Annotated in this window: 10 protein-coding genes; 3 read left to right on the top strand and 7 right to left on the bottom strand. The window is 55.2% G+C overall.

Going from position 1 to position 11625, the window contains the following annotated elements:
* Nucleotides 1-17: 17 nt before the first annotated feature.
* From J2Z18_RS16710 to hemE, 6 genes are all read right to left on the bottom strand, one after another.
* Nucleotides 18-827 carry a DUF92 domain-containing protein gene (locus J2Z18_RS16710; RefSeq protein ID WP_210095056.1) on the bottom strand — a complete coding sequence of 270 codons (810 nt, stop codon included), beginning with the start codon at nucleotides 825-827 and terminating at the stop codon, nucleotides 18-20.
* A 32-nt stretch (nucleotides 828-859) separates the two neighbouring features.
* Nucleotides 860-1483 carry a fumarylacetoacetate hydrolase family protein gene (locus J2Z18_RS16705; RefSeq protein ID WP_210095055.1) on the bottom strand — a complete coding sequence of 208 codons (624 nt, stop codon included), beginning with the start codon at nucleotides 1481-1483 and terminating at the stop codon, nucleotides 860-862.
* A gap of 4 nt (nucleotides 1484-1487) precedes the next feature.
* A complete protein-coding gene (locus J2Z18_RS16700; RefSeq protein ID WP_210095054.1) occupies nucleotides 1488-2261 on the bottom strand; it encodes a glycerophosphodiester phosphodiesterase in 774 nt (257 codons plus the stop codon).
* Between the two features lie 29 nt (nucleotides 2262-2290).
* The gene (locus J2Z18_RS16695) at nucleotides 2291-3583 is read right to left on the bottom strand and encodes a CapA family protein (protein WP_210095053.1); all 1293 of its coding nucleotides are present in this window, start codon (nucleotides 3581-3583) and stop codon (nucleotides 2291-2293) included.
* A 147-nt stretch (nucleotides 3584-3730) separates the two neighbouring features.
* Nucleotides 3731-4672 carry a ferrochelatase gene (hemH, locus tag J2Z18_RS16690; protein WP_210095052.1) on the bottom strand — a complete coding sequence of 314 codons (942 nt, stop codon included), beginning with the start codon at nucleotides 4670-4672 and terminating at the stop codon, nucleotides 3731-3733.
* Nucleotides 4673-4707: 35 nt separating this feature from the next.
* Nucleotides 4708-5766, bottom strand: a complete 1059-nt coding sequence (gene hemE / locus J2Z18_RS16685; RefSeq protein ID WP_210095051.1) for a uroporphyrinogen decarboxylase — start codon at nucleotides 5764-5766, stop codon at nucleotides 4708-4710.
* 264 nt (nucleotides 5767-6030) lie between these two features.
* Here hemE and J2Z18_RS16680 point away from each other — a divergent pair, with 264 nt between their 5' ends.
* A complete protein-coding gene (locus J2Z18_RS16680) occupies nucleotides 6031-7251 on the top strand; it encodes an MFS transporter (protein ID WP_007127680.1) in 1221 nt (406 codons plus the stop codon).
* Between the two features lie 78 nt (nucleotides 7252-7329).
* Here the strand turns inward: J2Z18_RS16680 and J2Z18_RS16675 are convergent, their stop codons facing one another.
* Nucleotides 7330-7962, bottom strand: a complete 633-nt coding sequence (locus tag J2Z18_RS16675) for an O-methyltransferase (RefSeq protein WP_007127679.1) — start codon at nucleotides 7960-7962, stop codon at nucleotides 7330-7332.
* Between the two features lie 167 nt (nucleotides 7963-8129).
* On the opposite strand from J2Z18_RS16675, the gene J2Z18_RS16670 reads away from it, so the two are divergent.
* Both J2Z18_RS16670 and J2Z18_RS16665 read left to right on the top strand, forming a co-directional pair.
* Nucleotides 8130-9284 (top strand): THUMP domain-containing class I SAM-dependent RNA methyltransferase, encoded by a 1155-nt coding sequence (locus J2Z18_RS16670; protein ID WP_210095050.1) that lies wholly within the window; start codon nucleotides 8130-8132, stop codon nucleotides 9282-9284.
* A gap of 190 nt (nucleotides 9285-9474) precedes the next feature.
* Nucleotides 9475-11466 (top strand): LTA synthase family protein, encoded by a 1992-nt coding sequence (locus J2Z18_RS16665; protein ID WP_210095049.1) that lies wholly within the window; start codon nucleotides 9475-9477, stop codon nucleotides 11464-11466.
* The last annotated feature ends 159 nt before the right edge of the window (nucleotides 11467-11625 follow it).

Below are 11625 nucleotides of genomic sequence, written 5' to 3'. Positions count from 1 at the left end.
CTTTAGCCGTCAGTAATTCAATAAATCGTAAATAGAAGCGCCGTCCCGTAAGCCGCGGCCCCTCCGAGCAGCGAGCTGATCAGGTTAACCGCATCATTGGAAAGCCAGCGGAAGCCCCGATGATAGACGGTTGCCTTGCCGCAATGCCGGGAGACCTCTACCGCTCTGCCGCAAACTTGGCAGCGGTACATAACTTGAAGAGATGCTCCTAGGATCGAATCCGCAAACGCACCGACCAGCCCTCCGGTCAGGCCTGCCGTCAGGTAAGGCAGAAAGGAGGGATCCATCCCGCTCCATTCAGCCAGCAGCCACCCTCCGGCTCCGATCAGCAGGCTTCCCGCCCCGGCCGCACTGGATCCGAGCCAGGTTATGCCGCCCGATTCGCCGGCTGTCAGCTTCCTGCCGCCAAGAATGGAGCGGGGCTGCTTGCGGCTTAGACTTCCCAGCTCCGTTGCCCACGTATCCGCCGTTACCGTTGCCATGACGCCGATGTACAGCATCACCCAAAGCTCGGAGGGTTGAATAGCATGTAGCAGGCACAGGATCATGCCGATGCCCCCATTGGCGAACACCTGCCCCGCATCGCGGCGTCCGGTCTTCGCATAGGATTTCTCCAGCTCTGCCTTCCTTCTCTTTCCGTACCTCGTCAACAGCGTCGAGGTGATGAAAAAAAGAAGCAGGGTCCCGAACCAAAACAAGTTCCCCGCTCCGTAATAAATCGTACCCATCAGAATCGCGGCGGCCGCGCCGGATTCCGAGAGCGATCGTCTCCGGTAAGCCGCTGCGGACACCATCGCCGCACAGACGGCACCGATCAACCAATCCATTCCAGGACCCCTCCACCTCTATCGCGTAATGCTTAACCGATTTCGCAGCGGCCCAGACGGACATCGCCCCAGTACAACTCAAATACATCACCGGATACAGTCGGACCGACACCCGCCGGCGTTCCCGTAAAGATCAAATCTCCTTTACCCAAGCCATAATGCTTACCGATATAGTCGACAATCGTCTGAAGGGAGAAAATCATATCCTTCACATTCCCCCGCTGTACCTCTTCCCCGTTCTTGATCACCGTAAAGTCCGTATCCGCAAGCGACTCCGTGCCGGGAAAGGCGATGGATGCTGTCAGCGGAGCGGACGATTTGAAGGCTTTCGCCGCGGTCCAAGGGTGTCCCTTTTCTTTAATAACGGACTGCACGTCCCTTAGCGTAAAATCAATGCCGAGCGCCATCGTATCGACCAGCTCGTCAACGCTCATCCCCGGCTCGTAATCCCGGGCTGCCTGGATGACCAACTCCCCTTCGAAATGAAGACTGCCCCGGTCCAGCGGCAGCTGCAGCACGCTGCCGTCCAAAGGAACGACAGCATGGGAAGGCTTGAGGAATATCATCGGCTCCTCCGGAACGGCATTGCCGAGCTCTGCCGCATGCAGCTGATAATTGCGTCCGACACAATATACGTTACTCACTAATGCACACATGGTATTAGAACCTCCATTTTCGTCGCCAGAACGGAACTTTGGGCGCAATTTTCTGAATAAAAATCTGCCCCCACGTATCGGGGCGGTTCGTACAGATCATAATGTCCGGGCTCATCTTGGCCAGTGTCCGCATGCTCTTGGCATCATCCACGGTCCAGGCCATCGGCGTGATCCCGTTCCGCATCAGCTCGGCTGCAAAGGCCGCATCCAGATGGGAGTACCCGATTGATAAAAACGAACATTTCATTTGCTTAAGCCGGGATATCAAATTCCGGGGATGCGCATCGATAATAAGTCCGGTTCGAACTTCAGGCTCCAATTCCTTCGCTTTGATGAGCGCCTTCGGCTCAAAGGAGGTAAGCACCACATCCGGCAGCATATGGTATGCGCGAATCCGCTCCAGAACGGCCTCCTCCAAGCCCGGGTACATATCGCCGCTTGTCTTGAGTTCAATGTTCAGCTTCAGCCGTCCCTTGACCATCTGCAGCACTTCGTCCAGCGAAGGAACCTGCTCTCCCTTGAACTGGCGTCCTTTCCACTGGCCTGCATCCATTCTCCGAATTTCCTGCCAGGTCAGGTCCTTTACCTTCCCGCGCCCGGTTGTGGTCCGATCCACGCTGAAATCGTGGATGACGACGGGAACGCCGTCCCGGGTCAGCTGCACGTCGATTTCCATCCAATGCACGAATGGCTCATCCATCGCCATCTGAATGGCTGCGCGCGTATTTTCGGGAGCTTTGCCGGAGAAGCCGCGATGGGCCACGCATAAATTGTTCATGATGGCACCTCCTTGGTGTAACTGGTAGCTTAGATTTCCTTGGCCGTTCCCGGGATTACCTCCCCTCGAGGCGTAACGGTAACGCCGCCGATCGATCGGGACTGGACTTCCTTCAGCACGGCCTCTGCCTCCTTGCCTTCGAGCGGAATGACCTGTCCGATTTCCGTCCGGTATGGCGTCAGCTTGATGTCACATGCACCCTGCTTATTGCAGGAAGCTTGAAAGACCGCGGTCTTCCACGTATCGGCATTGGAGGATTTGGTAAAAATAAAATTGCCCGTGCTGTACGCAATCCATTTTCCTTTATATTGCTCCAGTCCCTGCAGCACATGCGGGTGTCCGCCGATGATCAGGTCTGCGCCGGCTTCGATGAAGGCGCGGGACAGATTGATCTGGTTCGCATCCGGCGTCTTATGCAGCTCCTGACCCCAATGCGGAATCACGATGACGAGATCGGCCTTCTGCCTTGCCGCGGCGATAGCTTCAACCGCTTTCGGCAAAACATGATCATAAGCACCGGCGACCCCGGGCCGGTTCTCCAGCGCATACCAAGTCGTTTCGGGCAGCACGCGGCTGAAGCCGAGAAGTGCCACCGTCATTCCTTTAAGCTCGAAATACTGTGCCGCAAAGGCCTCTTTTTCATTCCTGCCGGCCCCTACGTAGCGTATCTCGTGGTCGTCCAGGTGCTTGAGCGTATCGAGCAGCCCATCCTGACCCTGGTCCAGGATGTGGTTATTGGCCAGATTTACGGCCTCGACCCCGGCAGCCCGCAGCGCAGGCAGCACATCCGGCGATGACTTGAACACGAATTGTTTATTCGCGGCGGCTACGCCTCGCGTTGTCACCGGAGTCTCCAGGTTTAAGACGGTCAGATCATCGTCCAGAAACGCCGTGCCGAGATGCCGGTACGGATAATCATAGCCATGCTGCTTAAGGGCGTTCTCCACTTTGCCCGAGAATAAACTATCCCCGGCAAAATGCAGAACGACCCGCTCCTCCTCGCCGGAATCCCGCACTTCCTCTATTTCAGCAACCGGAATCTCCGGATCGGGATCTTCCAATTCGCCGGTATCGAACGAGCCGGAGCCAGCGCCCTTCCCGGATCCCGGGTCCGCTTCCCTGCCGCCTTCCATGCCGATGCCCGCCTGATCCGGGTAGGCCGTTCCCGCGGCCGGGTCGTGCTGCTTAAACTTAAAATAATAGATCAGCAGAGCAGCGATCATCATAATCAGGCAAAGGTTAAGGATTAACCATACCTGTCCGCTCCGCTGCTTACGGGCCTTCTTCTTGGCCTTGCTTTTCTCCGATCGTGACAGATGCATAGGGCACTCCTTCATTCACTGATGAGATCTTCGCATTAGGTCGCTTCTCCCATTATACCAGCATCCCTATAAAGAATAGAACCCCCCGGTTAACGGGGGGTTCTGCCTTGACATGATCCGGTTCGTATAAACGCTAGGCGTGTGCGTTTACAGGTTCAGAAGGGTAATGATGGAATCGCTGAGCGCTTCCATATACAGCGGATCACTGTTCAACGAGTCGATCCGCTCAAGCCGCATATCCATTTCTTTGGCGATGCTCTTCGCCTCAATATCCAGGTCATAAAGCACCTCGAGATGGTCCGAGACGAAGCCGACAGGAGCGACAAGCACATCCTCGACCTGCTCCTCTTTATTCAGCGTCTGGAGCGTATCCAGAATGTCCGGGCCTAGCCACGGCTCCGCCGTCCGTCCCGCGCTTTGCCAAGTGAACTGCCAATGCTTCACGCCGGCCTTCTCCGCTACAGCCTTCGATGTCTCCAGCAATTGATCCTGGTAAGGATCGCCCATGGAGAGAATCCGTTCCGGAAGGCTGTGAGCGCTGAACAGCACGCGCACGCTATCCCGGTTCGCTCCAGCTTCCTCGAACTGGTTCAGCTTCGCCGATACCCGGTCCGCAAATGCCTCGATCAGCTTCGGATGCAGATGATAGCTTTCCACGAACGAAATGTCGAGTCCAAGCTCGTCGGCTTTCGCCTTCGCCCGCTTCACGTAAGAGCCGATGCTCATCGTAGAATAATGGGGCGCAAGGACGATTCCGACCGCTTTCGTAATCCCGTCCTGCACCATCTTCTCCACGCCGTCTTCAATATACGGAGCTGCATGCTTCAGTCCCTGATAGCAAACGAATTCGACATCCGTCGCGCGGGGGTCCACGTTCAGCGTGTCCTGCAGCGTACGGACCTGCCGGTCGGTATTCTCGCGGAGCGGGAACACGCCTCCCACGATGGCCTCATAGCGTTCCGTCAGCTCGCGCAGCTGCTCCTCGGAAGGCTTATTTCCCCGGCGGATATGGGTATAATAGCTTTCGATTCCTTCCATGCTTTCCGGCGTTCCGTAGGACATGACCAACACGCCAATTTTATTCTTCATAACCTTCTCACCTCTAGCTATTAAGTATTCGTTCTCTAAGCTCGCTGTGCGGCGGTCTTTAATGCCTGCGCCGAGTATTCATGGATGTAGGAGGTTAGCTCGCGCAGCTTCTCCAGCGAAGCTTCCGGAAACAGTCCATGCCCCAGGTTAAACACAAAGCCGGGCTCTTGAATCCCTTGATCGATAATTTCTTTCGCATACTGCTGAATCAGCGGCATCGGACCGGTGAGCACGGTCGGATCGAGGTTGCCTTGAACGGCATATTTACCGCCCAAGCGGCGGCGCCCTTCGCTAATGGACACTCTCCAGTCGAGGCCGATGACGTCGGCCCGGAGTTCCGTCAGGGTCGGCAGCAGCTCTCCGGAGCTGACGCCCGGAAAATAAATTTTAGGCACGTTCAAATCCGCCAGCTCCGCAAAAATCCGTTCGATCGTCGGCAGGACGAAGGTGCGGAAATCCTGAGGAGACAGCGCGCCGACCCAGCTGTCGAACAGCTGGAACGCCTTGCCGCCATTGCTCACATGCGCTCTCAGATAAGCGATGACCATATCGCCGAGCTTGTCCATCAAGGAGAACCATACCTTCGGCTCGCTGTACATGAGCTCTTTCGTCCGCAGATAATTTTTCGAAGGTCTTCCTTCGATCAAATAGCTGGCGATCGTAAACGGCGCGCCCGCAAACGTAATGAGCGGCACCTCCAGCTCTCTGTCCAAGATTCGGATCGTTTCCAGCACATGTCCAAGATCGCCCTCCACATCAATCGGGCGGAGCTTTTCGACATCGGCTGCTGTACGTATCGGTTGATCGATAACGGGCCCGATATTTTTCACAATATCGAAGTCGACCCCGATCGAAGCAACCGGATTCATGATGTCGGAATATAGAATCGCCGCATCGACACCGAGCTTCCGTACCGGCATCAGCGTCACTTCAGCCGCAAGCTCGGGCTGGCTGCAAATTTCCAGAAGGGAGTATTTCTCTTTAATCTTTCGGTACTCCGGGTCATAGCGCCCGGCCTGCCGCATGTACCATACAGGAACATGGCTGATATCCTGCTTGCGGCATGCGCGGATAAATTGATCGTTGTAGGTCATGATTAGGCCCCCATCAATAGTTCATCATAGTTCATCATAGTTCATCAATGTGTATAAAGTTTCCTAATGTTCATTATGCCCTTTTTAAAAGTAAGTAACAACCGTCTTACATGGACATCCTATGAAAATCAGATGACAATCTTATGACATTGTCAACATTTGGCGCTTTTCAGATGTGTTATACTGAAAGAACGGCATTTTTTAGGGTATGCATAATTTGAGGGCCCGGATCACTTCGGGCTGGACAGCTTAGAAAGGAAGTGAGTGAGCACATTGAACCGTTGGAAAATCAATCTCATTGTGCTTTGGTTCGGGCAGTTTTTGGTCAACTCCGGGATGACGATGATCACCCCGTTCCTGACACTGTATTTGGCGCAGGACCTCCATGTCACGGGGGAACGGGAAATTGGAGTATGGGCAGGACTCATATTCGCAGCCAACTTCCTGACCTCATTTATTTTTCAACCGATCTGGGGGAAGGTGGCCGACAAGTACGGCCGCAAGCTGATGCTGCTTCGTTCGGGGTTCGGCATGGCGATCGTTATCGGCTGTATGGGATTTGCCACCCATCCATGGCATCTGCTTGCCTTGCGTCTGCTGAACGGGACGATTTCCGGCTTCAACCCGGCGGCGATATCGCTTGTATCGGGCACCACGCCGAAGAACCGGATGGGCTTTGCCATGGGCATCATGCAATCCGGACAAGTTGCCGGAACGATCCTTGGCCCCTTGATCGGCGGCGTCATGGCCAACTGGGTCGGATACCGTCCGATCTTCTTCATTACAGGCGGTCTGATATTTGCCGCTTCGCTGCTTGCCTTGTTTCTGGTTAAGGAAAAATTCGACCGGGAGGAAGCCGCTCACACGCCTCAGGTCTCGGTTATCGGCGGCCTGAAGGAGCTCAGCCATATTCCGCAGCTTCCGTCACTGTTCGCCGTTACGTTTCTGCTGCAGTTCGCAATGATCAGTCCGATGTCGCTCTTGCCGCTGTACGTCCAGAAGCTTCACGGCACGGCCGAGGATATCGCGATATGGGCCGGCTTCGTCGTTGCGGTAACCGGCCTCTCCAACATGATCGCCTCACCGATCCTCGGAAGGCTAAGCGACAAGGTCGGTGCACATCGGATATTGACGTATGCCTTGATCGGCACCGGGCTCACCTTGATCCCGCAGGCATTCGTACAGTCCGTGTGGCAGCTGATCCTGGTGCGGTTCATGATGGGCGTCTTTATGGGCGGACTCCTGCCGAGCGTCAATGCGCTGATCCGCTCGTACACGCCGGACGGTATGGAGAGCCGTTCATTCGGCTTCAACACAAGCTCGCTCGCGCTCGGCAATATGCTGGGCGCCGTCATCGGCGGTTTTTTAGCCGGGTTTATCGGGATCGAGGGATTGTTCATCACCTCCGGCTGCCTGCTGATCATCAATATGCTGTGGGTAAGAAGGAAGCTGTTTGCGAGCAAGCCTGCTCCGAAATTCCGGTAGCGGCACACATAAGAACCCATACACAAAAAGGGAGATCCCGGCGGCATACGTCCGGGATCTCCCTTTTTGTGGGTACATTCACTTTACTCGTGCCAGAATCAGCCCGTCGTAAGCAGGGAGCAGCGTGCTCACAAGCCGGTCATCCGTCGCGATTCGTTCATTAAACCGGCGTACGGCCTGCACCGATGGACCGTTCTTATCCGAATTCAGCGTTCTTCCGCGCAGGAAGCAGTTATCTCCTGCGATCAGCGCTCCCGGATTCGCCAGCTCGATGGCATAATCCAGGTACAGCGGGTAATTCTCTTTATCGGCATCGATGAAGAAAAAATCAAACGTCTTCCCTTCCCGCTTCAGCTCCGCCAGACTGTCCGCCGCAGGACCGATCCGGTATTCCACCCGATCCTTAAAGCCCGCCTTCTCCAGATGGCGGCCGGCCAGCTGCGCATACTCCTCCTTCAATTCGAGCGAGGTGAGCTTGCCATCAGCCGGAAGACCCCGGCAGAGGCAGATGCCGCTGTAGCCGCCGAGGGCGCCGATCTCCAGTATGCTGCGCGCGCCTGAAGTCTGCACGAGCAGTGTCAGCAGCCTGCCGTAAGCGGGTGCTACGGATACTTCGGGCATCCCATTTTCCCTAATGGCTTGCAGTACCTGCTTGAGCTCGTCATCTTCGGGATATAATTGATTAACATAATCGTCAGGGGTCGTCAGCAAGTGATGCCGCCTCCTTTGTTTCAGGCTTTAAGCCTTAAAATGATCCGTTAAACCTAACGAGGTCTATCATAAGACAATTGTCTTGGCGAATGCAATCGCCTATACTATAAAGATTGAACCGGCGGCGTGAAGCGCCGTACACATGTTAAATGGAGTTGACACCGTTAATGCCTCGATTACAATTGATCGCAACCGCCCCTATGGGCCTTGAAGCTATTGTCGCCCGGGAACTGAAGGAGCTCGGATATACCGATATGGAAGTAGAGAACGGAAGAGTGACCTTCTCCGGCGACCTGATCGATATTTGCCGCTGCAATCTGTGGCTTCGGACATCCGACCGCATTTTGGTGAAAATGGGCGAGTTCAAAGCGATGACCTTTGACGAGCTCTTTGAGGGAACCAAAGCGCTCCCTTGGGAGCAGTGGATTCCCGCGCGCGGGGAATTCCCGGTCGAAGGACGCTCCCATAAATCCCAGCTGAGCAGCGTTCCCGCCTGCCAAGGGATCGTCAAGAAGGCGATCGTGGAGAAGCTAAAGCTGTCGCATCGTACCGAGTGGTTTCCCGAAGACGGTCCCCGGTACGTCATCGAAGTGTCGCTGCTGAAAGACCGCGCTTTATTAACGCTCGATACGACGGGACCGGCTCTGCATAAACGCGGATACCGCAAGCTCGTGACCGAGGCGCCCCTGAAGGAAACGATGGCGTCCGCCCTCCTGCAGATCAGCCGCTGGGGTCCCCACCGTCCGCTGTATGATCCGTGCTGCGGCTCCGGTACCATATTGATTGAAGCCGCTATGCAAGCTTGGAATATCGCGCCGGGTCTGCGCCGCTCGTTCCCTTCCGAGCACTGGGGTATCATCGGGGATAAGCTGTGGGAGGAGGCGCGAGAAGAAGCGTTCGATGCCGTAACCGACGACATCCCGCTTCACATCGCGGGAAGCGATATCGATCCGAAGGCGATCGAAGTGGCCAAGGCGGCAGCCAAAAGCGCCGGACTTGCCGGCGAGATCGACTTTAAGATTCTCCCTGCCGCCAAAGCGCTGCCTGAAGGAGAATTCGGCTGCATCATCACGAACCCTCCGTATGGCGAGCGCTTGAGCGATAAGCCGGAGGTAGAGCGGCTGATCCGCCAATTGGGCACGATGACCGGGGCGCTGCCGACATGGTCCTTCTTCGCGCTCAGCCCGACCAAGCAGTTCGAGCATTATTTCGGCCGCAAGGCGGACAAGCGGCGCAAGCTGTATAACGGCCGGATCGAATGCCAGTACTATCAGTACTTAGGCCCGTTACCTCCGCGTAAACCTGCGCCTGAACAATCGTAAAGCTGGAGCAAGGCTTTATATCACGCCTATCACGCCAGAGCCGCCTGCAGGGCGGCTTTTTGCTCTTTCGAGAGCTTGCATCCTCTTGGGGGACATATGAGTTTGCGCCTCATTTATGTTATAAATGTAATCATCGATAACACCGGCTCGAATCGGGGAACTCCCGATGCTAGAAGGAGGGAATCTAACATTGCTATCATTTCACGCCAGGCGTGGCCTGCGAAGTCGGGTCGCCCGTATTTTACACTACAGATTCACGGCATTTTGGATCTTTCTCATACTCATGATGTACAAGCTGGTTCTGTTCGACGACAGGCTCCGGCTGACCCAGATCAAGCTCGATCAGGCGGACTATGTCATTGCGGTCGGCTCGCTGCTTCTCGTCTCGTTCTGGACCCTGTGGCTTCCCCCTAAGGCAAGGCTCGTCTCCTTGACGCTGTTAAACATGCTGTGGACCGGCATCCTCTATGCAGACCTCGTATACTACCGCTATTTCGACGATTTCATAACGGTGCCGGTGCTGCTTCAAGCCGGTCAGGTCAGCTCGCTGGGCGACAGCATCCGGTCCCTGACAGACGCGGGAGATCTGTTCTTTGTTATCGATTGGCTGGTCATGATCCCGTTCACTGTCATCATGCTGCTGCGTAAAAAAGGATCCGGGGCGGCACGCGGACTATCGTTTGCAGGGGAGCTTCGGCAGGAGCGAAGAAGAAGGCTTATCCTTCGTCTCGTATCCGGGTCACTCGCTCTGATCCTGGGTCTTGGCATGACCTTGGTTCCCATTAAACGGGCGTCGGATACGTGGGCGGTCGGCCTGTTCGAAGGCAACTGGTGGAATATTACGCTGTATAACGTTACCGGATTGATCGGCTTTCATGGCTATGATCTGTATCGCTACAGCCGGGATCATGTCATCAGCCAGCCGAAGCTCGCCGGGACGGAGATCGAGCGGATTCGGGAATGGTTTGAGGCCAGGAGGTCCACCCAGCCGAATGCAGGCGGGTTGTTCGGGAAGTATAAAGACAGCAATGTCATCATGGTTCAAAAGGAGGCCTTGATGAACTTCGTGATCGGACAATCCGTGAACGGTCAGGAAATTACGCCGAATCTCAATAAACTGATGAAGGAGAGTTTATATTTCAGCAATTTTTATCATCAGACCGGACAGGGACGGACCTCCGACGCCGACTTCGTCACGCACAGCTCGCTGCTGCCGCTGCCGACGGGCTCCGTATTTACCCGCTACGCGGACCGTGATTTCGATACCCTTCCGGAAATATTGAAGGACCAGGGCTATTCCGCCAACGTCTTTCACTCCTATGATGCAAGCTTCTGGAACCGGACGACGATGTACCGCGAGATGAAATACGACCATTTTTACAGCAAGAAAGATTTCGTGATGAACGATGTGCTGGGCTGGTCCCTGAGCGATAAAGCCTTATTCGACCAGTCGCTCGATTATATGAAGAATATCAAGCAGCCGTTCTATTCGTTTCTTATCACCCTGTCAAGCCATCATCCGTATCATCTCCCCGAAGCGGAACGCAAGCTGGACATCGGCGGACTCGAGGGATCGATGCTGGGGGATTATCTTCAGTCGGTTCATTACGTTGACGCTGCGTTCGGCGAGCTCGTCGAGCAGATGAAGGAGCAGGGGCTGTGGGATAACACCATCCTGTTAATCTATGGGGACCATGACAACTCCATTAAGGAAAAAGAGGACTACGAGAAATTTTTGGGACGCGAGCTAAGTCCGCTCGATATGGAGCAGATCATGAATCAAGTACCGCTCCTCATTCATTTGCCGGACGGCGGCAGTGCGGGCGTGTATCCGGAACCCTCCGGCATGATGAATGTGGCGCCTTCGATTCTCCACCTGCTTGGGATAGCGGCAGACCCTTATTGGATCGGCGGGCATCTATTCGGAGACGAAGAGCGGCTGATTCCGCTGCGTACCGGGGCATTTTCCGACGGGAAGGTGTTCTATCTGCCATCCGAGGCCGCCGGACTTCAGGGCGGCACCTGCTATGATCTGGCTAGCCGTCAGCCGACCGATATTCAGGCCTGCAGCCAGGGATATGAGGAAACGCAGGAAATGCTGCAGGTGTCGGATCAGGTGATCATGTATGATTTGCTCCGTCAATTTAAAGCTTCGAGTTCTTCTGCAATCTCAAAACCTTGATCAATAGCTCCTGTTCGTCCATTTGGGCAGCCAAGTGGATACAGGGGCTTTATTTTGTGGAAAATGACCTGGATGTCGGCCGATCGGGTACGCATCGCTAAACGGGCCGGATGATTGGGCCGCACACTACAAAAAAGCCCGCTATAGAGCTTTAATGCT

The organism is Paenibacillus lactis, assembly GCF_017873605.1.
Taxonomy (GTDB): domain Bacteria; phylum Bacillota; class Bacilli; order Paenibacillales; family Paenibacillaceae; genus Paenibacillus_AQ; species Paenibacillus_AQ lactis.
The sequence above is the reverse complement of the archived record's forward strand: the minus strand, read 5'-3'. Positions and strand labels throughout refer to the sequence as shown.